We start from the raw sequence: 20,094 nt of genomic DNA, 5'->3' as shown, positions 1-20,094 counted from the left end.
TCGCGGGACTTCAATCACCGGGGGGCATGTTTCGCCTGCTCGGCGTGTCGAATGTGCCGTCCAGATAGGCGATGAAGGCGTCCAGCCGGGCGGCCGCATGGGCTATGTCCCGCTTTGCCACGTCACAGATAGCAAGCAGCCGTCGCGCCAGGCGGGCCTGCTCCTCCTGTGGTAAGGCTAACGCTCTGACGCGGCGATGCGCATCACGCAGTCGCCGCGCCAGCAGCTCATCTCCGGTCTGAGGATCGTTCAGACGGTCGTCGGCAGCCATGGCTGCCGTCCATTCTCGTACTCCTCGATGGCGTCCGCGTGACGCAGGGTCAGCCCGATGTCGTCGAGGCCCTCCATCAGCCGCCAGCGGGTGTAGTCGTCGATCTCGAACGACGCCGTCAGATCGCCCGAGCGCACCTGGCGTTCCACCAGGTCGACGGTGATCTCCGTCTTCGGGTCGGCCTCGGCCGCGTCCTGCAGGCGCTCGACCACGTCCTCGGGCAGGACGACCGGCAGCAGGCCCATCTTGGTCGAGTTGTTGCGGAAGATGTCGCCGAACCGCGAGGCGATCACGACGCGGAAGCCGTACTGCTGCAGGGCCCAGACGGCGTGCTCACGCGAGGAGCCGGTGCCGAAGTCCGGCCCGGACACCAGGATCGAGGCGCCCGCGTACGCCGGGTCGTTCAGCACGAACGACGAGTCCTCGCGCCAGGCGGCGAACAGGCCCTTCTCGAAGCCCGTACGGCTGACCTGCTTGAGCCAGACCGCCGGGATGATCTGGTCGGTGTCCACGTTGCTGCGGCGCAGCGGCACGGCCCGGCCGGTGTGAGTGGTGAAGGCATCCATGATGATCTCTTCCTGGGACTGTGGCGGGCGGACTAGAGGTCGGCGGGGGCGGTCAGCCGGCCGGTCACCGCGGTCGCGGCCGCCACCTGCGGCGAGACGAGGTGGGTGCGCCCGCCCTTGCCCTGGCGGCCCTCGAAGTTGCGGTTGGAGGTCGAGGCGCTGCGCTCACCCGGCTTGAGGGTGTCGGGGTTCATGCCCAGGCACATCGAGCAGCCGGCCTCGCGCCACTCGGCCCCGGCCGCCTTGAAGACCTCGTGCAGGCCCTCCTCCTCGGCCGCCTTCTTGACTCCCATGGAGCCCGGGACGATCAGTGTGCGGGTGACGACCTTGCGGCCGCGCAGGATCTCGGCGGCGGCGCGCAGGTCCTCGATACGGCCGTTGGTGCAGGAGCCGACGAAGACGGTGTCCACCTGGATGTCGCGCAGCGGCGTGCCCGCGTCCAGGCCCATGTATTCCAGCGCCCGCTCGGCGGCGGCCCGCTCCACCGGGTCGGCGAACTGCTCCGGCGACGGCACGGCGGAGCCGAGCGGCGCGCCCTGGCCCGGGTTGGTGCCCCAGGTGACGAACGGCGTGAGGGCCGAGGCGTCGATCTCCACGACCTTGTCGAACTCGGCGTCGTCGTCGGTGCGCAGCGTCTTCCAGTACTCGACGGCCCGGTCCCAGGCCTCCCCCGTGGGCGCGTGGGGACGGCCGCGCAGGTATTCGAACGTGGTCTCGTCGGGGGCGATCATGCCCGCCCGCGCGCCGGCCTCGATCGACATGTTGCAGACGGTCATGCGGCCCTCCATGGAGAGCTTGCGCACGGCCTCGCCCCGGTACTCGACGATGTAGCCCTGGCCGCCGCCGGTGCCGATCTTCGCGATGATGGCCAGGATCAGGTCCTTGGCGGTCACGCCGACCGGCAGCTCGCCCTTGACCTCGATGGCCATCGTCTTGGGCCGGTAGGCGGGCAGCGTCTGGGTGGCCAGGACGTGCTCGACCTCGGAGGTCCCGATGCCGAACGCGATCGCGCCGAACGCGCCGTGGGTCGAGGTGTGCGAGTCGCCGCAGACGATCGTCATGCCGGGCTGGGTGAGGCCGAACTGCGGGCCGATGATGTGCACCACGCCCTGGCCGGCGTCGCCCATCGGGTGCAGGCGGATGCCGAACTCCGCGGCGTTCTTGCGCAGCGTCTCGACCTGCGTGCGGGACACCGGGTCGGAGATCGGCCCGAGCACGGTCGGGACGTTGTGGTCCTCGGTGGCGATCGTGAGGTCGGGGCGGCGCACGGTGCGGCCGGCCATGCGCAGGCCGTCGAACGCCTGCGGGCTGGTCACCTCGTGGATGAGGTGCAGGTCGATGTAGAGCAGGTCGGGTTCGCCTTCGGCACGGCGTACGACGTGCTGCTCCCAGACTTTCTCAGCCAGTGTGCGACCCATGGTTGTGACGCCTCCTCGCGTTCAGACCCCCGGTCGTGTCTCTCATGATGAGACGGAAATATCGGGATATGGACACTGTATCTGCTGATTCCCAACATTGCGTTTGCATCTCGTATGGCGAGACGGCAGTATCGGGGTATGGACAACTCTAGCGGGGTCGGAGTACTCGACAAGGCGGTTCTCGTACTCAACGCCCTGGAGGCGGGCCCCGCTTCCCTGGCACAGCTCGTCCAGGCGACCGGTCTGGCCAGGCCGACGGCCCACCGGCTGGCCGTCGCGCTGGAGCACCACCGCATCGTCTCCCGCGACACGCAGGGCCGGTTCATCCTCGGGCCCCGCCTGTCGGAACTGTCCACCGCCGCGGGCGAGGACCGGCTGCTCGCCGTCGCCGGGCCGGTGCTCACCCAGCTTCGCGACCTCACCGGGGAGAGCGCTCAACTCTACCGGCGCCAGGGCGACGAGCGGGTCTGCGTGGCCGCCGCCGAGCGCGCCAGCGGCTTGCGCGACACCGTGCCGGTCGGCTCCGCGCTGCCCATGACCGCCGGGTCCGCCGCGCAGATCCTGCTCGCCTGGGAGGAGCCCGACCGGCTGCACCGCGGCCTGCGCGGCGCCAAGTTCACCGCCGCCACGCTCGCGAGCGTACGCAGGAGGGGCTGGGCGCACAGCGTCGGCGAGCGCGAGCAGGGCGTGGCGAGCGTCTCCGCGCCCATCCGCGGCGCCGGCGGCAAGGTGATCGCCGCGGTCTCCGTGTCCGGCCCCATAGAGCGGCTGACCCGTACGCCCGGCCGGATGCACGCCGCGCCCGTCGTCGCCGCCGCCGAGCGGATAACCGAAGCCATGCGCCGTGCGAACTGATTGGAGAGCGGTGTCCCGATAGCCCTAGGCTGGCGGGGTGACAGACCGCATCGAGGCAGCCGCCGCTGAACTGCGTCCCCTGCTCCAAGAATTCATCCTCTGGGCGCCGGACAACGCACCCGGCAGCGACCCCGACCTCGTGGGCCCCGTCGCCCTGTGGCATCGGCTGATCGCCCGCGACGACGTCGGGCTGTGGAAGCGCGGCGACCTGCGCACGGTCCTGCTGGAGCGCATGCCCCAGGTGGTCGAGGACCCCGACGCCGCCGCGGACGGCATGATCCCCGCCGTCCGGGCCTACCTGACCTTCCTGTCCTCCACGGGACGGCTCTCGCCGGGCTCTGCGTCCCTGGAGACCCTGCTCGCGGAGCTGGACGAGGTCGAGGACGACTTCGTGGACGCGATGGAGGACACCATCGCCGAACGCGACTGGGACGAGGAGGAGGACGAGCTCGACGAGGACGAGGCCGACGAGGGCCTCGGCGACTTCGAGCCGTTCGCCGACGAGATCGGCTCCCTGCCCACGATCCGGCTGCGTCCCGACACCGAGCTGGCCGAGGCGGCCCGCCGGGTGACGCTCATCGCGCAGGCCCGCGATCTCGCGCTGTGGGTCGGCACCGGCCGCAAGGTGGGCGAGGAGACGCTGCTCACCGAGTCCGAGGTGGACGAGGCCGTACGCACGCTCGGCCTGCCCGACGCGCGCAACATCTGGAACCTGTGGAACCTCGCGATCGACCTGGAGTTCCTCGCCCCCGACGGCGACGACACGGTCAGCGTGGACTCCGACACCGCCGCCTGGCCCTTCGAGGACGACGACGACGTCCTCGACGCCTGGATGCTCGGCCTCCACTCGCTCGACTACGGCGATCCGGAACTGGACGACGACGACCTCACGCTGGCCCTGTCCGGCCTGACCCGCGCGCTGCTGATCCGGGTGCTGCTGGCCGGCGGCACACGGCAGGTGTCCTCGCTGCGCGAGGAGCTGGCCGAGGCCGCGGCGGAGTACGACGACCTCGGCGCCGACGCCTGGGCCGCGGCCGGCGACCCGCTCGCCTCCGTGCTCGCCTGGCTGACCGGCTACGGCATGGTCACCGTGGAGGGCGACACGGTGACCTTGACGCCGCTCGGCACGGAGGGCCTCGTCCACCTGCTGGACGACGAGGACATCGAGATCGACGCCCGGCCCGCGATCGACGCCATGACCGCGCTCGACCTGCTGTCGTTCAGCGCCGACATGTCCGAGGAGGAGGCCGACGAGGAGTTCGCCGCCTGGCTCGCGCTGCGCGATTCGGCGCGGGCCGCCTCCGAGCTGCTCGAAGCCGCCGCCGAGGAGGAGTCTGACGCCCTCGTGCGGGTCCAGGCCGCCAGCCTGGTGGGCTCGCTGGGCGAGGCCGCCATACCCGCCTGGCAGGAGGCGCTGAAGGAGCCCTCGCTGCGGCCGTACGCCGCGACGCACCTGACCCAGATGGACGTCGAGGACGCTCCGGAGCCGACCCAGGCGGACACCCACTGGCTGATCCTCGACATGTGGACGATCTCCGCCGGGCTCGGCCGGCCGGAGTTCGTGTCCAGCCTGCACGACATCGGCCCGGCGCAGACGCTCATCGGGCTGCTCGACGTGATCTGGAAGGTCCACCACCCCCACATCGAGGAGCTGCTGGAGCTCATCGGCGAGACCCACCCGGACAAGCAGGTGGTCAAGGCCGCCAAGCGGGCGCTGTTCAAGGCGCGGTCGGGACGCTAGCGGCTCGTTCTGGCCGGGACGGCTGCGGCCGACCCGGCCTCTCCGCCCCTGTGACGGCGGCGGCCGTGACCGAACCGGGCGTGCGGGCTTAGTCTGGGCGCGTGACGCCGATCTCACTCATCGTGAGCCCCGTGGCGTGGTGGCAGCAGGCCGTGGACCTCGCCATCGCGCTCGTGCTGTCGGCGGCCATCGGGCTGGAGCGGGAGATCCGGCAGAAGAGCGCCGGGCTGCGCACCCACACCCTCGTGGGGTTCGGCGCCGCGCTGTTCATGCTCGTGTCCAAGCACGGCTTCTCCGACGTCCTCGGAGACGGCGTGGTGCTCGATCCGTCCCGGGTGGCGGCCCAGATCGTCTCCGGCATCGGCTTCATCGGCGGCGGGCTGATCTTCGTACGCCGCGACGCGGTCAAGGGGCTGACCACCGCCGCCGCCGTGTGGCTCACCGCCGGAGTCGGCATGGCCGCGGGTGCCGGCCTGTGGCTGCTGGCGGTCCTGGCCACAGTGGGGAACTTCGTCGTGATGCTGGGGCTCACCCCGCTGGCCGCCCGGCTCCCCCGCTCCAAGCACGCGCAGTCGCGGCTGCGCCTGTCGTACACGGACGGCCGGGGCGTGCTGCGGCAGGCCCTGGCCGAGTGCACGGGCCGCCGTTTCGTGGTCGACGAACTGTCGCTGGAGCAGGCCGGGCCGGGGCAGGACGGCGGCACGGTCACGGTGACCCTGCTGATCCACGGCCCCGGGTCGGTCGGAGACCTCACGAGCAGGCTGGCCGAGATGGAGGGCGTGCTCACCGTCTCCTGCGACGACGCCAACGCCCAGCACTTCTAGAGGCCTCACAAGCAGCCCTGGGCGGCCGGCGGAGCCGCTGGTCGACAGGATCGGCCTGCACCCCCGCCCCACAACCGGATTCGCGCCCGCGCGGCGGGCCATGAGCGGGGCGCGGCGTCCCCAGCAGCACCCTTCGAAACGCGAAAACTCTCGGCACGGGGATGTGCCAAGGGTTCCCGGCGGCCCCAACCGGATTCGCGCCCGCGCGGCGGGCCATGAGCGGGGCGCGGCGTCCCCAGCAGCACCCTTCGAAACGCGAAAACCCTCGGCACGGGGATGTGCCAAGGGTTCCCGGCGGCCCCAACCGGATTCGCGCCCGCGCGGCGGGCCATGAGCGGGGCGCGGCGTCCCCATCACGGCGAAAACCCTCGGCACGGGGATGTGCCGAGGGTTCCCGATGATGTAGCCCCGACCGGATTCGAACCGGCGCTACCGCCTTGAGAGGGCGGCGTCCTAGGCCACTAGACGACGGAGCCGAGTGCAGTGAAGTAGTCCCGAGCGGATTCGAACCGCCGTTACCGCCTTGAGAGGGCGGCGTCCTAGGCCACTAGACGACGGGACCTTGCACTGCGCTGTTTCCAGCAGAATCCCTTGGGGGGATCCAGCTGGGGTACCAGGACTCGAACCTAGACTAACGGAGCCAGAATCCGTCGGGCTGCCAATTACCCCATACCCCATCTGCTCGCGGGGGCCTCGCGGCTCCCGCTTGCGACTCCGAAAGGATAGCCCAGCTTGCGACCCACTACCAAAACGATTGCGGCGTGCCTCGCGATCTCGTGATCCGATCCTCCCGGGGGAAGGGTTCGGTCTCTCCCGCTGGAAGGGTCCGGCCCCTCCCGTACAAGGGGTCCGGTCCTCCCGCGTGAAGGGTCCGGTCCTCCTGTGCGAGGCTGGGACAAACGCCAGCACCACGTGAGGAGCCGCCAGCCATGACCTCGGCCGCGAACCCCTTCCTCAGCCCGAGCACCCTGCCCTACGGGCTGCCCCCCTTCCAGGAGATCAGGGAGGAGCACTACGCGCCGGCCTTCGAGCAGGGCATGGCCGAGCAGCTCGCGGAAGTCGAGGCGATCGCCGAGAACCCGGAGCCTCCGACGTTCGAGAACACGATCGAGGCGCTGGAGAGGTCCGGCGCTCTGCTCGAACGGGTCTCCGCGGTGTTCTTCAACCAGGCGTCCTCCGACACGACGCCCGGTGTCCAGGAGATCCAGAAGGACGTCACGCCGAAGCTCGCCAAGCACGCCGACGCGATCCACCTCAACGCCAAGCTCTTCGCCCGCATCCAGTCGGTCGAGGCGGCCGACGAGGAGCAGCGGTGGCTGCTGAAGCGCTACCTCACCGACTTCACCCGTGCGGGCGCCACGCTGGGCCCGCAGGACCAGGCCCGGCTCAGGGAGATCAACGAGCGGCTGTCGGCCCTGGGGACGGCGTTCCAGCAGAACCTGCTCGCCGACACCAACGAGCGGGCGGTGGTGGTCGAGGACGCGGCCGAACTCGACGGGCTGTCGCAGGACGCGATCCAGGCGCTCGCCGACCAGGCCAGGGAGCGCGGGCTGGACGGCAAGTATCTGATCGCACTGGTCCTGCCCACCGGCCAGCCCGCCCTGGCCGAGCTGACCAACCGGTCCCTGCGCGAGCGGATCCACCGGGCCTCGGTCGGGCGGGGCGCGGCGAACGCCGAGCTGATCAAGGAGATCGCGGCCCTGCGCCGGGAGCGCGCGCGGCTGCTGGGCTACGAGAACCACGCGGAGTACGTCCTGGCCGACCAGACGGCGGGCACGACCCGGGCGGTCACCAAGATGCTCGACCGGCTCGTGCCGCCCGCCGTGGCCAACGCGCGCAAGGAGCAGGCGGACCTGGAGGAGATCGCCGGGCATCCGATCCAGCCGTGGGACTGGGCGTTCTACTCCGAGAAGGTGCGCAAGGCCCGCTACGACATCGACAGCCGGCGCATGCGGCCCTACTTCGAGCTGAACACGGTGCTGGAGAGGGGCGTCTTCAACGCGGCGACGCGCCTGTACGGCGTCACCTTCCACGAGCGCCCCGACCTGTACGGCTACCACCCCGAGGTGCGGGTCTTCGAGGTGCGCGACGAGGACGGCTCCCCGCTGGGCCTGTTCCTCGGCGACTTCCACGCCAGGGCCTCCAAGCGGGGCGGGGCGTGGATGAACAGCCTGGTGAAGCAGTCGGGCCTGGAGGGCACCAGGCCGGTGGTGGTCAACAACCTCAACATCGTCAAGGGCGAGCCGACCCTGATGACGTTCGACGAGGTCAACACCATGTTCCACGAGTTCGGGCACGCGCTGCACGGGTTGTTCTCCGACGTGCGCCACCCCCGGTTCTCCGGTACGGCCGTGCCGCGTGACTTCGTCGAATACCCCTCACAGGTGAACGAGATGTGGGCGACCCATCCGGAGATCCTGGCCGAGTACGCCAGGCACCACGAGACGGGCGAGCCGATGCCGCAGGACCTCGTCGACCGGATGCTGGAGACGCAGAAGTTCAACCAGGGCTTCGCCACGCTGGAATACCTGGCCGCCACCCTGCTCGACTGGGCGTGGCACACGGCGTACGACGGCGACGGGGACGTGGAGGAGTTCGAGAGGCGGGCGCTGCGGGACGCCGGGGTGGACCTCCCGGCCGTGCCGCCCCGGTACCGCAGCATGTACTTCGCCCACATCTGGGCGAGCGGCTACAGCGCCGGCTACTACTCCTACATCTGGAGCGAGGTCCTCGACGCCGACACCGTCGAGTGGTTCAACGAGAACGGCGGGCTGCGCCGGGAGAACGGCGACACCTTCCGCCGGGCCCTGCTGTCCCGGGGCGGCAGCGTCGACTCGATGACGGCGTTCCGCGACTTCCGGGGCCGTGACCCGGAGATCACCCCGCTGCTGGACCGCCGCGGCCTCCTCTGAGCCTGAGGACGCGAACGGCGCCGGAACCCCTCAAAGGGATGTTCCGGCGCCGTCCCGCCACGCAGAAGCCCTCTCAGCGGCCCTATCGGCGCCCCCACGGGCGCTCACGCGTCAGGAGGCCTGGGAGAGCCGGGCGAGAGCCGTACGGACCCGGTCGAGCGAGCGCTCACGGCCGAGCACCTCGATCGACTCGAACAGCGGCAGGCCCACGGTCCTGCCCGTGATCGCCACGCGGACGGGGGCCTGCGCCTTGCCGAGCTTGAGCCCGTGGGCGAGGCCGACCTCCTCCAGGGCGGTCTTGAGCGATTCGGGGTCCCAGCTGACCGTCTCAAGCCGCTCGGCGTACCCGGCCAGGATGTCGGCCGCCCCCGCCTTCATCGCCTTGTCCCAGGACGCCTGGTCGAAGACGGGCTCGTCCAGGAACAGGAAGTCGACGTTGGCGGTGACCTCCGACAGCACGGCGACCCGGGTCTGCACCAGGTCGGCCACGCGGTCGAACACCGAGCGGTCCCAGGACGGGTCGAGCCACGGCTCGCAGCGGGCGATGAACACCTCGCGGGGCAACGCCCGGATGTACTCGCCGTTGAAGGCCCGCAGCTTCTTCTCGTCGAAGAACGCCGGCGCCTGGTTCACGTCCTCCAGCCGGAACAGCGGCATCATCTCCGACCACGGCATGATCTCGCGGTCGTCGCCGGGCCCCCAGCCGAGCAGCATGAGGTAGTTGACCATCGCCTCGGCGAGGTAGCCCTCGTCGCGGTAGGACTCGAGGGCGACCTTGTCGCGGCGCTTGGACAGCTTCTGCCGCTTCTCGTTGACGATCACCGGTACGTGCGCCCAGACCGGCGGCTCCGCGCCGAGCGCCTTCCACAGAAGCTGCTGCTTGGGCGTGTTCGACAGGTGCTCCTCGGCCCGTACGACGTGGCTGATCCGCATCTCCATGTCGTCGACCACGTTGGCGAGGATGAACAGCGGCGAGCCGTCCCCGCGGACGATGACGAAGTCCTCCATGGCCGAGTTGGGAAACTCCACCCGCCCGCGGACCTTGTCGTCCACGACCGTCACGCCCTCGTCGGGCGTGCGGAACCGCACGGCGCCCTCGGTCAGGCCGCGGTCGCGGCAGTGGCCGTCGTAGCCCTGGTGCTCCGAGCCCGTCCTGGCCTTCACGTCGTCGCGCGTGCAGGTGCAGTGGTAGGCCTTGCCGTCCTTGAGCAGCTTCGCCGCGGCCTCGCGGTGCTGCTGCTCGTAGGCGGACTGGAAGTAGGGCCCCTCGAAGTGCGGCGAGTCGCCGTTGATGCCGATCCAGGCGAGGGCCGAGATGATGCCCTCGGTCCACTCCGGCCGGTTGCGTGCCGCGTCCGTGTCCTCGATGCGCAGCACGAACGTGCCGCCGGACTGCTCGGCGATCGCCCAGTTGAACAGCGCCGAACGGGCGCCGCCGACGTGGAACATGCCGGTGGGCGAAGGGGCGAAGCGCACCCTAGTCACGTGAGATCACCCGGTTAGTGAGAGTTCCGATTCCTTCGATGGAGACGCCGACCTCGTCGCCCACGGACATCGGGCCCACCCCGGCGGGCGTGCCGGTCAGGATGACGTCGCCGGGCAGCAAGGTCATGACCGCGCTCACGTACGCGACGAGCGCGGGAATGTCGTGCAGCAGGAGGGAGGTGCGGGCGCTCTGCCTGACCTCGCCGTTGAGCGTGGTGGTGATCGCCAGGTCGGCCGGGTCGAGTTCGGTCTCGATCCAGGGGCCGAGCGGGCAGAACGTGTCGAAGCCCTTGGCCCTGGTCCACTGGCCGTCCCTGGCCTGCAGGTCGCGTGCGGTCACGTCGTTGGCGCAGGTGTATCCGAAGATCACCTCGCCCGCGCGCTCGGCGGGGACGTCACGGCACAGCCGGCCGATCACCACGGCCAGTTCGCCCTCGTAGTCGACCCGCTCCGACAGCTTCCCCGGGTACGCGATCGCCTCGGAAGGCCCGATCACGGTCGTGTTGGGCTTGAGGAACACGACCGGCTCCGCCGGGGGTTCGCCGCCCATTTCCCTGGCGTGGTCGGCGTAGTTCTTGCCGATTGCGATGATCTTGCTGGGCAGCATGGGGGCGACCAGGCGGACCTCGGCCACCGGGAACCGCTCACCGGTGAACTCCACCCCGTGGAACGGGTGCCCGCCGATCCGGGCGATGACCTGCCCGCCCTCTTCCACCACGCCGAAGGCGACCTGATCGCCCATCGAGAACCTCGCGATACGCACGTCACGAGCCTAGTGGGGGACGCCGGGTGGGCGTACGTAAGGTGGTCCTGGTATCCGCTGGAGTCAAGCGTACGGGAGTCGATGTGCCTTCGGTCGTGAAGATCAACGTGCTGACGGTGCCCGAGGAGATGCGGCGCGAACTGGAGAAGCGGTTCGCCAACCGGGCCGGGATGGTGGAGTCGGCCGACGGGTTCGAGTGGTTCGAACTGTTGCGGCCGGTGGAGGGCAGCGACCGTTACCTCGTCTACACCCGCTGGCGCAGCGAGGAGGACTTCCGGCGCTGGCAGGAGAGCCGGGCGTTCCAGGCGGGGCACGCGCAGGCCGCCGCCGAGGCCGCCGCACAGGGCCAGGGCCATGGCCACGGGCAGGGTCACGGGCAGGGCCACGGGCACGGCCAGGGCGGCCCGGCCGCGACCGACTCCGAGCTGTGGACGTTCGAGGTCGTGGAGAGCACCGGCCCCAAGCAGGAAGGCTGAGCCGGGCCCGTCGACGCCTGAACGCCTCCGGCCAGGCGCGAGCGGGGGCGTTCAGGCGTCGAGCGGGTTCGCGGCGATCCGGGCGGCGGCGCCGCCCGCGACGTGGACGTCCGCGGCGCAGCCCGGCTTGCGCCGCGCCTGCTCCTCGAAGACGGCGAGGAACTCCGCGCCGAAGCCGAGCCGGGGGTAGCGGCCCAGCACGGCGGCCCGGGCGTCCGCGGGGAACTCCTCGGGCCGCTGTCCCGACACGTCCCACGACGTGGCGACCTGCAGCAGGTGCGACTCCGGGTCCTCGGAGGCGGTGACCGCGTCGCGCATGTGCACGACGATGATCTCCTCGGCCCGCGCGGCGCGCTCCGGCGGCCAGCCGGCCGCCGTGCCGAAGACCCAGGCGAGCCGTCCTCCCGCCTCCTCGAACGGCAGCTCGTGGCTGTCGAAGGTCTCGGTCAGCCCGATGTCGTGGAGCAGGGAGGACACGTAGTACAGCTCGTCGTCGAAGCCGATCCCGTGCGTCCGGGCGTACCCTGCGCCCCACAGGTACGACCTGATCGAGTGGTTGAGCAGCGCGGGCGGGCAGAACCGGGTGGCCACGGCCAGCGCGGCCGCCGCGGCGGGTGTCTCGGGGAACGTCTCTGAGAACGGTGCCGGCATGGCCCCAGGCTCGCAGAGCGGACCGGCCGGGCGCGAGCGGCCGGACGGCCACTTCCCGCACGATTCGGGCCAGAGGACCCACCTTCGATGGCCGCCCGCGCGTCGGCCCTTCACCACATTCGGCTCCGCCCACATTCGGCTCCGCCACATTCGGCTCCGCCACATTCGGCTCCGCCACATTTCGCCGTCGGCCGCCGGGGCACCGCTCGACCGTGCCGGACACCTTGGGTGGGCACGCCGCCCGCCCGCGTCCGAGTGATGTTTGTGAGCAGTTGTGCAGTTGTGACCAGAGCGCCTTGACCAGATCGCCAGAATTCGGACAGCATGAGCGGCTCCCCAATTCGATCTCGGAAGGAATCCGGCGTGTTCCGCCGCCTCTCAGCCCTCTCCCTGGTGGCCGCTCTCCCGCTGGCCGCGCTCACCGTGGCCGCGCCCGCCCAGGCACGGGCCCCGCACCGCACACCGGAGTGCCAGGGGGACTGGCTGCCCGCCACCCCCACCTCCGGTGACGTCATGAGCGGCAGGCTGGCCTTCCTCGGCCTGCCCGCGGTCACCGTGGGCAAGGACGTCGACTGGCGCATGGACCCGTACAGGAACAGGTCCTGGCAGATGGTGTTCCAGTCGCTGCGGTGGATGGGCCGGCTCGTGGCCGACTACGAGTCGACCGGCGAGGAGGACTACCTCGCCCGGGCCGTGGAGATCGCCCGGGACTGGGTCGAGGACAACCCGTACGGCGGCCGCACGACCAGCAAGTACGCCTGGGCCGAGCACCCGATCGCGTTGCGCGCCCCCGCCCTGGTGTGCCTGAGCAGGTACGTGAAGGCCGACTGGCTGGAGAACAGCCTCGCCCTGCACGCCAAGCTGCTGTCCGACCCCAGGAACTACGAGCTCGGCCACAACCACGGGCTCGACCAGGACATCGGCCTGCTGCGCATCGGCTGCCGCTACGGGAACCCGAAGTGGAAGAACCTCGCCGTGGGCCGCATGGTGAAGTCGATGAAGCTCGACATCGACGGGCAGGGCGCGCTGCGCGAGCAGGCGCCGCGCTACGCCATCTACGTGCACGACCGGCTCAGGGTGGCGGTCGACACGATCAAGGACTGCAAGATGAAGGTCCCGGCGGCGCTGGCGACCCGCTGGGAGAGCCTGCCGCGGCACATCAGCGCCGCCACCCAGCCCAACGGCTACATGGTGCCGATCGGCGACGGGCCCGCCGACGTCCAGCCGGCCCCTTTTGACCACGCCGACTCGACCGTGCAGGTCTTCAACGCCGGGTACGTCTTCGGCCGAACCGCCTGGAACGACCCCAAGTCGGCCTACTACTCGATCCGCTTCGGGCCGGCGCTGAAGTTCCACGGCCACGAGGACCACATGGGCGTGACCTACTACGCCCAGGGCCGCTCGATCCTCACCGAGGCGGGCTTCCATTCGTACGAGAACACGCCGTACCGGGGGTGGACGCTCAGCCCGGAGGCCCACAACGTGCCGATCCTCGTGGGCAGGAAGTTCCGCGGGCACACCCCCACCGCGCTGGTGGACAGGTCCGTGCGCGAGGACCGGCAGACGTTCACGTTCACCGACAGGGCGTACGGCGTGCCGCGCAAGCGGTCGGTGCTGGTCAACCATCACGAGGACGTGATGGCGGTGCTCGACAGCGGCGGCGGGAAGCTCCGGAACCTGTGGCACCTCGATCCCGGGCTGAAGGTCGTCTCCAGCTCGGGCGGGCGGGTCGTGGTGGGCGACGGCGGGTGGAAGGCGTCGATCGTCCAGTTCGCGATGCCGTCGTGCAGGCCCGTCGGCGGCCAGCGGGTGGTGCGCGGGCAGACCTCGCCCTACCAGGGCTGGGTCTCACCGGGCTACATGCGCAAGGAGCCCGCCCCGGTGATCGTCTCGCCCGTGGCGGAGTCGTTGCTGACCGTGGTGGTGCCCGGAACCGACCGGCCGGAGGTCACCTGCTCAGGACGCACTCTGATCGTTCACACCCCGGCCGGTTCGGTCACGCTGCGCGCGAGCTCCTCCGGCACGCTGTCGTAGACCTGGCCTTCTCCCCCGTCCGAAGGCCGGCGGGCGGCTATCCGTACACCGACGGTGACGAGGAGCCGCCCGCCAGGGAGCCGCCCGCCAGCTGCTGGGCCTGGTCGGGCACGTGGCCGAGCTTGTCGACCTCGTGGGTCAGTCCCTCCAGGATCGCGCGCAACTGCACCTGCGTGACGTCCGCGAACGTGCGCAGGTAGGCGATCCTGCGCTCGAGCTCCTCGGCCTCGACGCTCTGCAGCCCGGCGCCCGAGGCGCGGTAGGCGCCGACCGCCTGGTTGGCGGCCTCCTCCGCCTGCCGCTGCGCCTCCGTCAGGAGTTCCTCGTACTGCTGGCGGGCCTGGCCCACGATGCGCCGCGCGTAGTCCTCCGCCTCCGCGATCTGGGCGTCGGCGGTCTGCTGGGCGCGGGACAGGATGTTGATGGCGTCGACGTTCAGGGTCTGCGGAGCGGCCGCCTGTTCCGGATTGAGGCCGTGTTCCTTGTACCACTGCTTCATGCGGTCGATGTACGCCCGCAGGTCCGCCTTCTCCTTGTCGCTGGCCGCCATGTCTTCCGCGACGCGGTAGAGGAACGAGCGCACCTCGTCCTCGCTGTAGCCGCGGCGCCCGAGCGATGTGCGCGTGAACTCCTGCTTGCGTACCCGATCCGGGGTGAGGGGTTGGCGCTCACCCGCCGGGCTTCCCCAAGGCATCTCCGCCGTCATGACTCCCGACCTCTGTCGCTCGTGAACTCGTCGAAGTGGATCTGCTCGGTCGGCACGCCGGCGTCAAGCAGCCGTCCGACGGTGGCCTGGACCATCTCCTCCGAGCCGCAGAGGAAGACGTGCTGGCCGCGCCATCCCTGCAACGCCACGTCCACCGCGTAACCGCGGGTGCCCCGGTAGAAGGGGTCGTGGGAGACGACCGGCACGACGTTGAGCCAGGGGTGCTCGGCGGCCATCTTGGCCATCGACTCGTAGTCGTACAGTTCCCTGGAGTTCCGGGCGCCGACGACGAGGTCCACCCTGCGCGTCGGGCCCTCGTAGGCGATCTGCTCCACGAGCGCCTTCAGCGGCGCGAGACCGGTGCCGCCCGCGATCATGAGCAGGTCGCCCTGGACGTCCGGGGAGAGCGTGAGCCGTTCCCCCACCGCCGCGCCCACGCGCAGCATGTCGCCCCGCCGCGCGCCCATCACGAGCGCGGAGCTGAGCACGCCGCCGTCGACCATGCGTACGTGCAGGTCGATGGTGTTGTCCTGGCGCGGCGCGTTGGCGAACGAGTAGTACCGCCACACGCGCGGGCGCATGGCGTAGGAGATCGACGCCGACTGGCCCGGGCGGAAGGGGTACTGGTAGTTCAGCCGCGCGCGGATGACGGCGATGCCGAGGGTGCGCATCTCGTGACCGACGATCTCGGCCTCCCACCAGGGCGGGGAGACCTTCGACGAGTCGTTGGCGGCCTCGACCATGACCTGGGCGACCAGGTTGTACGCCTGTGTCCAGTCGTGCGCGAGCGCGGGGGTCCAGCGGTCGCCCAGGAAGTGCTCGAGCGTGGCGAGCAGCGCCTGGCCGACGGCGGGGTAGTGCGTGGCGGTCACCCCGAACTTGCGGTGGTCGCGGCCGAGCTGCTGCAGGAACGGGACGACTTCGTCCACCCGGTCGACGTTGCTGACGACGCGCCCGAGGGCGTTCACGAGCTTGTCGCGCTGGCGTGCCATCGACACCGGGAACATGTCCCGCACGTCCGGATTCATCAGGAAAAGAACCGAGTAGAAGTACAGCGGCACCTGGTCGCCCGATCGGGAAACAAGGTGCCAGCTGTCCTTGAGAGCCTGCGTATCCACTCAGTCGGCCGTTTCCATGGGCTCGGCGACGATGGACGACTTCACCTTGCCGAGGACGAGGCCGACGTCGCGCAGGATGTCCTCGCCCACGCCGCTGTCCTGCAGGACCGCGAAGAGGTGGTCGCCCACCTTGTCGTAGTGATCCGACGTGATGCCCATCCCGGCGTGCGCCTCGCCCAGGTCACGGCCCTCGTACGGCTCCGGGCCGCCGAGGACCGAGCACAGCAGCATGACCATGTGCCGCTTCAGCCTGGGCATGTCGACACCGGTGAAATACGGCTTCAGATCGTCGTCGCCGAGCACGCGCACGTAGAAGCGGTCGACGACGTCGCGCACGACCGGTGCGCCGCCGATCTGGTCGTAATAAGACGGCGAGGTGATCACAGACCCTCCCATATCGGGGTGAACCAGCGAGGGGGATGACTGCGGCCCGAAAGTTTTCGGACTCGGTGCAGTCACGCGGCTGGTCATAGTGACAGACGGTCGCTCGGCTCTCACGGCACCGGCCGCCTCCGACGGAAAGATCAGAGGCCGACGGCAGGCGCCGCGACAGCACGGGGTTCAGTGCGCAGGTACTTCTTGCCTTCACCCTCCGTTGAGCCAGAGCGGGGCGCTGAGGCTGGAACCGTGGCCGGGATCGCCGATCGTGGCGAAGACCGCCTCAGGAGCTTCGCCTATCTAAGCACCAACTAGACTAAATGTCACTAAAACCACAGGACTCACCACCGCAACGTGAGCACCACTCGTACCGCCGTCTGGAAGGGACTCGCCGCCGGTCAGGCGCTGTGGCCCGCCCGCAGCAGGCCGTACGTCACCGCCTGCTCCAGCGCCTGCCAGGACGCCTCGATCACGTTCTCGCCCACCCCGACCGTGGCCCACTCGCCGGTCGCGTCGGTCGAGGTGATCAGCACCCGGGTCACCGCGTCCGTGCCGTGCGTACCCTCCAGAATGCGGACCTTGAAGTCGATCAGCTCGACCTCGGCCAGCTCGGGGTAGAGCTTCTCCAGCGCCAGCCGCACCGCCCTGTCGAGCGCGTTGACCGGGCCGTTCCCCTCGCCGGTCGCGACGATCCGCTCGCCCTTCGCGTGGAGCTTGACGGTCGCCTCGCTGACCACGTCGCCGCCGGGGCGGCGCTCGACGATCACCCGCCACGACTCGACCGTGAAGTATCGCCGGTGCTCGCCGTCGACCGTGTCGCGCAGCAGCAGCTCGAACGACGCGTCGGCGGCCTCGAACGTGTGCCCCCTGGCCTCCAGGTCCTTGACCCGCTCGACCAGCCGCCTGGACTGCTCGCCGGTGAGCTCGTAGCCCAGCTCGCGGCCCTTCAGCTCGACCGAGGCCCGGCCGGCCATGTCGGAGACCAGCATGCGCATGTCGTTGCCGACCTCGGCGGGGTCGATGTGCTGGTAGAGGTTCGGGTCCACCTTGATCGCCGACGCGTGCAGGCCCGCCTTGTGCGCGAAGGCCGACGTCCCGACGTACGGCTGGTGCGAGTTCGGCGTGACGTTGGTGACCTCGGTGATCGCGTGGGCGATGCGGGTCATCTCGCGCAGCGACTGCGGCGGCACGAGGTCGAATCCCCGCTTGAGCTGGAGGTTCGCCACCACGGTGAACAAGTTGGCGTTTCCGGAGCGCTCGCCGTACCCGTTGGCGCAGCCCTGCACGTGCGTGGCGCCGGCCTTCACTGCGGCCAGCGTGTTGGCGACCGCGCAGCCGGTGTCGTCGTGGCAGTGAATGCCGATGCGGGCCCCCGTGCCGGCCGCCTCGTGCACCACGTCGGCCAGCTCGTCGGGGAGCATGCCGCCGTTGGTGTCGCACAGCGCGACGACCGATGCCCCGGCCTCCGCGGCCGTGCGCAGCACCTCCAGCGCGTATGCGGGGTTGGAGCGGTAGCCGTCGAAGAAGTGCTCGGCGTCGAGAAAGACGCGCTGGCCCTCCGCGGTCAGGTGGGAGACCGTGTCGCGGATCATCGCGAGGTTCTCCTCCAGTGTGGTGCGGAGGGCCAGTTCCACGTGGCGGTCGTGGCTCTTGGCCACGAGCGTCACGATCGGCGCGCCGGATTCGCGCAGGGCGGCCACCAGGGGGTCGTCGGCGGCCTTCACGCCCGCCCGGCGGGTCGCGCCGAACGCGGCGAGCTGCGCGTGCTTCAGGTCGAGCTCGGTCTGAGCCCGCCGGAAGAACTCGGTGTCCTTGGGATTCGCACCCGGCCAGCCGCCCTCGATGAAGCCGACACCGAGGCCGTCCAGGTGACGTGCGATCGCCAGCTTGTCGGCGACCGTGAGGTTCAGCCCCTCCTGCTGGGCGCCGTCGCGGAGCGTCGTGTCGTACACATGGAAACGATCGTCGGCCATCTCTGTGTCTCCTTCGCGAGGTTGCGTCTCGCCGCGCGCGCCGACCCGGTCCAGCACCGGCCCAAACAAAAAGACCCCTCACGGACGTGAGAGGTCTGCGCGCCGGCGATGTCCTTCAGCCGGCGCGCCTGCCGATAATGAGCAGACCGTAGTACATGGTGCTGAGCAGTTTGCCACAGCCGGTCACCCTCTGGCACATCGATCTCATAGTACGAGATATCGGTGAGTGTTCGCGCAGGTCAGAGCGTCGACGATCTAGTGTGGCGACCATGAAGGCTGCCAATTTCATCGAACCGGCCGTCGCCGCGTACGCCGCGGCCCACACGAGCCCGCCCGACGACCTGCTCGCCGACCTGGCCGAGGAGACCCACCGGCTGGTGGGCGACCGGATCAGCATGCAGATCGCGCCGGAGCAGGGCACCCTGCTCACCATGCTGGTCCGGCTCAGCGGCGCCCGCCGGGCCGTCGAGGTCGGGACCTTCACCGGCTACTCGTCGATCTGCATCGCCAGGGGCCTGCCCGCCGACGGGTGCCTGATCGCCTGCGACGTGAGCGAGGAGTGGACGGCGGTGGCCCGCCGCTACTGGGAGAAGGCGGGCGTCGACGACCGCATCGACCTGCGCCTCGGCCCGGCCGCGGACACGCTGCGGGCCATGCCGTCAGGCGAGGGCTTCGACTTCGCCTTCATCGACGCCGACAAGGCGGGCTACCCGGTCTACTACGAGGAGATCCTGGCCCGGCTGAGGTCCGGCGGCCTGATCGCCGTGGACAACACACTCCAGCACGGCGACATCACCGATCCCGCCGCCGGAGGCAACGTGCCCGCGATGCGAGAGTTCAACGACCTCGTCGCACGCGACTCCCGGGTGACGAGCGTGCTCCTGACCGTCGCCGACGGGCTCACTCTCATCCGGAAGAACTGAACCGGGAACTTCCGGGCCGGTTTCGCCGGGCCGGCGCCCCGATCCGGCGCCGGTGGCCGGGCGCCGGGCAGGCGACGTCGCTCGATGGACGTATGGCAATGAGCGGGTAATAACCCGCCATAGACGCGCGGGACACACGATCGGGGCCCCCTCGGTGAGTACGCTCGCGAAGCGGTTCGCATCGGCGGATCGCTTTGCCCGGGCTCGTCTTTATCAAGCAGCGTCTGGATCGACCAGGCGTCTGGTCCGAACAGGGGGCGACGAATGACTTGTCGGCGCGGCGGCGGGGCGTTTCTCACCGGCAGGATCGCCGGTCTGCTTCTCGCCGGCACTTCGGCCTCGACCGCGCTCGTCACCGGCGTCGCCCCGCTCGGGGCCGCCGCCGACAACGGGCACGGCCGTGCCGATCGTGCGGCGCGCAACGTCGCGACCACCCAGGGGAAGGACCCGCGGGACCGGCCCGGGGACAAGCTGTCGGTGGCCGGGGCCACGCGCAACCACGGCTACCAGCACACGTCCACCAACACCGCCGGCGGATCCTCGAACGTGCAGAACGCGCTGTGCCGGCGCGCCCGGGTCTGCAACATCACCCAGCACGTGACCATCGCGGGCCCGCGTGTGACCGTGAGCCCGGCGCCTCCCGCGCCGGTGAAGACCCCCAGCGCCAGGCCCACTCCGGTGCCCACGGTCACCGTGACGGTGACCGCGACGCCCACACCGGGTCCCGTCGCGACCCCGTTCACCGCTCCGGCGGCCCCGGCCACGCTCACCGCTCCGGCGAAGCCGGCGCCGTGCCCGGCCCCGCGGCCCCTGCTCAGGATCGCCGGCGGGATCGACGACAGGGCCGGCGCGGGCAGGGGCGCCGGCCTGCTCGAAGGGCTGCTGTCGCTGTCCCTCGGGAGGGGCACGGCCTGCCCGGGCGCGTCCGGCTGAGCCCGGCCCGGAGGCACGCCTTCCGGAGACCGCAGCGGCTCGCGACACGGCCACTTGCCCGAACTGA

At 70.4% G+C, this 20,094-nt stretch carries 18 protein-coding genes and 3 tRNA genes; 8 read left to right on the top strand and 13 right to left on the bottom strand.

Annotated elements, in window-relative coordinates; genetic code table 11:
• Positions 1 to 10: 10 nt before the first annotated feature.
• Genes ABZ857_RS14080 through leuC form a run of 3 tightly spaced genes read right to left on the bottom strand, consistent with a single transcriptional unit; the run spans position 11 to position 2,255 of the window.
• Complete coding sequence (locus ABZ857_RS14080) at positions 11 to 271, bottom strand: hypothetical protein (protein ID WP_079312744.1); 261 nt, start codon at positions 269 to 271, stop codon at positions 11 to 13.
• Positions 250 to 837 (bottom strand): 3-isopropylmalate dehydratase small subunit, encoded by a 588-nt coding sequence (gene leuD / locus ABZ857_RS14075; RefSeq protein WP_357042657.1) that lies wholly within the window; start codon positions 835 to 837, stop codon positions 250 to 252. The genes ABZ857_RS14080 and leuD overlap by 22 nt, the downstream gene beginning before the upstream one ends.
• A 32-nt stretch (positions 838 to 869) precedes the next feature.
• On the bottom strand, positions 870 to 2,255 hold the full coding sequence (leuC, locus tag ABZ857_RS14070) for a 3-isopropylmalate dehydratase large subunit (protein ID WP_357042654.1): 1,386 nt from the start codon (positions 2,253 to 2,255) through the stop codon (positions 870 to 872).
• A 138-nt stretch (positions 2,256 to 2,393) separates the two neighbouring features.
• Here leuC and ABZ857_RS14065 point away from each other — a divergent pair, with 138 nt between their 5' ends.
• The 3 genes from ABZ857_RS14065 (at position 2,394) to ABZ857_RS14055 (ending at position 5,675) form a co-directional block, all read left to right on the top strand.
• Complete coding sequence (locus tag ABZ857_RS14065) at positions 2,394 to 3,110, top strand: IclR family transcriptional regulator (RefSeq protein ID WP_079312748.1); 717 nt, start codon at positions 2,394 to 2,396, stop codon at positions 3,108 to 3,110.
• 37 nt (positions 3,111 to 3,147) lie between these two features.
• The gene (locus tag ABZ857_RS14060; RefSeq protein ID WP_357042651.1) at positions 3,148 to 4,851 is read left to right on the top strand and encodes a hypothetical protein; all 1,704 of its coding nucleotides are present in this window, start codon (positions 3,148 to 3,150) and stop codon (positions 4,849 to 4,851) included.
• A gap of 110 nt (positions 4,852 to 4,961) precedes the next feature.
• Positions 4,962 to 5,675 carry an MgtC/SapB family protein gene (locus ABZ857_RS14055; protein ID WP_357043144.1) on the top strand — a complete coding sequence of 238 codons (714 nt, stop codon included), beginning with the start codon at positions 4,962 to 4,964 and terminating at the stop codon, positions 5,673 to 5,675.
• A 403-nt stretch (positions 5,676 to 6,078) separates the two neighbouring features.
• Here ABZ857_RS14055 and ABZ857_RS14050 read toward each other — a convergent pair.
• The 3 genes from ABZ857_RS14050 to ABZ857_RS14040 form a co-directional block, all read right to left on the bottom strand.
• Positions 6,079 to 6,151 (bottom strand) — tRNA-Glu (locus ABZ857_RS14050).
• A gap of 13 nt (positions 6,152 to 6,164) precedes the next feature.
• A tRNA-Glu gene (locus tag ABZ857_RS14045) sits at positions 6,165 to 6,237 on the bottom strand.
• Between the two features lie 43 nt (positions 6,238 to 6,280).
• Positions 6,281 to 6,352: transfer RNA gene (locus tag ABZ857_RS14040), tRNA-Gln, on the bottom strand.
• A gap of 252 nt (positions 6,353 to 6,604) precedes the next feature.
• Between ABZ857_RS14040 and ABZ857_RS14035 the strand changes: the two genes are divergently transcribed.
• On the top strand, positions 6,605 to 8,587 hold the full coding sequence (locus ABZ857_RS14035; RefSeq protein ID WP_357042648.1) for a M3 family metallopeptidase: 1,983 nt from the start codon (positions 6,605 to 6,607) through the stop codon (positions 8,585 to 8,587).
• Between the two features lie 111 nt (positions 8,588 to 8,698).
• Here the strand turns inward: ABZ857_RS14035 and gltX are convergent, their stop codons facing one another.
• Together gltX and ABZ857_RS14025 are read right to left on the bottom strand one after the other, a co-directional pair.
• Complete coding sequence (gene gltX, locus ABZ857_RS14030) at positions 8,699 to 10,072, bottom strand: glutamate--tRNA ligase (RefSeq protein ID WP_357042645.1); 1,374 nt, start codon at positions 10,070 to 10,072, stop codon at positions 8,699 to 8,701.
• A complete protein-coding gene (locus ABZ857_RS14025) occupies positions 10,065 to 10,835 on the bottom strand; it encodes a fumarylacetoacetate hydrolase family protein (RefSeq protein ID WP_357042642.1) in 771 nt (256 codons plus the stop codon). Before ABZ857_RS14025 ends, gltX begins: the two co-directional genes overlap by 8 nt.
• Before the next feature lie 83 nt (positions 10,836 to 10,918).
• Between ABZ857_RS14025 and ABZ857_RS14020 the strand changes: the two genes are divergently transcribed.
• Positions 10,919 to 11,311, top strand: coding sequence for an antibiotic biosynthesis monooxygenase (locus tag ABZ857_RS14020; RefSeq protein ID WP_357042639.1), 393 nt, complete (start codon positions 10,919 to 10,921; stop codon positions 11,309 to 11,311).
• Positions 11,312 to 11,362: 51 nt separating this feature from the next.
• Here ABZ857_RS14020 and ABZ857_RS14015 read toward each other — a convergent pair whose 3' ends face one another.
• Positions 11,363 to 11,962, bottom strand: a complete 600-nt coding sequence (locus ABZ857_RS14015) for an HD domain-containing protein (protein WP_357042635.1) — start codon at positions 11,960 to 11,962, stop codon at positions 11,363 to 11,365.
• Positions 11,963 to 12,325: 363 nt separating this feature from the next.
• Between ABZ857_RS14015 and ABZ857_RS14010 the strand changes: the two genes are divergently transcribed.
• A complete protein-coding gene (locus tag ABZ857_RS14010; RefSeq protein WP_357042632.1) occupies positions 12,326 to 13,996 on the top strand; it encodes a heparinase II/III family protein in 1,671 nt (556 codons plus the stop codon).
• Positions 13,997 to 14,033: 37 nt separating this feature from the next.
• Here the strand turns inward: ABZ857_RS14010 and ABZ857_RS14005 are convergent, their stop codons facing one another.
• The 4 genes from ABZ857_RS14005 to cimA all read right to left on the bottom strand — a co-directional run bounded on the left by ABZ857_RS14005 (position 14,034) and on the right by cimA (position 18,171).
• The gene (locus tag ABZ857_RS14005) at positions 14,034 to 14,702 is read right to left on the bottom strand and encodes a DivIVA domain-containing protein (RefSeq protein WP_357042629.1); all 669 of its coding nucleotides are present in this window, start codon (positions 14,700 to 14,702) and stop codon (positions 14,034 to 14,036) included.
• Positions 14,699 to 15,820: a globin domain-containing protein gene (locus ABZ857_RS14000; RefSeq protein WP_357042626.1), complete on the bottom strand. Its 1,122-nt coding sequence runs from the start codon at positions 15,818 to 15,820 to the stop codon at positions 14,699 to 14,701. The genes ABZ857_RS14005 and ABZ857_RS14000 overlap by 4 nt, the downstream gene beginning before the upstream one ends.
• A complete protein-coding gene (locus ABZ857_RS13995) occupies positions 15,821 to 16,204 on the bottom strand; it encodes a group 1 truncated hemoglobin (RefSeq protein ID WP_357042624.1) in 384 nt (127 codons plus the stop codon).
• A 392-nt stretch (positions 16,205 to 16,596) separates the two neighbouring features.
• Positions 16,597 to 18,171: a citramalate synthase gene (cimA, locus tag ABZ857_RS13990; RefSeq protein ID WP_357042621.1), complete on the bottom strand. Its 1,575-nt coding sequence runs from the start codon at positions 18,169 to 18,171 to the stop codon at positions 16,597 to 16,599.
• A gap of 269 nt (positions 18,172 to 18,440) precedes the next feature.
• Between cimA and ABZ857_RS13985 the strand changes: the two genes are divergently transcribed.
• Together ABZ857_RS13985 and ABZ857_RS13980 are read left to right on the top strand one after the other, a co-directional pair.
• Positions 18,441 to 19,094 carry a class I SAM-dependent methyltransferase gene (locus ABZ857_RS13985; protein ID WP_357042618.1) on the top strand — a complete coding sequence of 218 codons (654 nt, stop codon included), beginning with the start codon at positions 18,441 to 18,443 and terminating at the stop codon, positions 19,092 to 19,094.
• A 264-nt stretch (positions 19,095 to 19,358) separates the two neighbouring features.
• Complete coding sequence (locus ABZ857_RS13980) at positions 19,359 to 20,027, top strand: hypothetical protein (RefSeq protein WP_357042615.1); 669 nt, start codon at positions 19,359 to 19,361, stop codon at positions 20,025 to 20,027.
• Positions 20,028 to 20,094: the final 67 nt, after the last annotated feature.

Origin of the sequence: Microbispora sp. NPDC046933, from assembly GCF_040644635.1 — a bacterium.
Lineage (GTDB): Bacteria > Actinomycetota > Actinomycetes > Streptosporangiales > Streptosporangiaceae > Microbispora.
The sequence above is the reverse complement of the archived record's forward strand: the minus strand, read 5'-3'. Positions and strand labels throughout refer to the sequence as shown.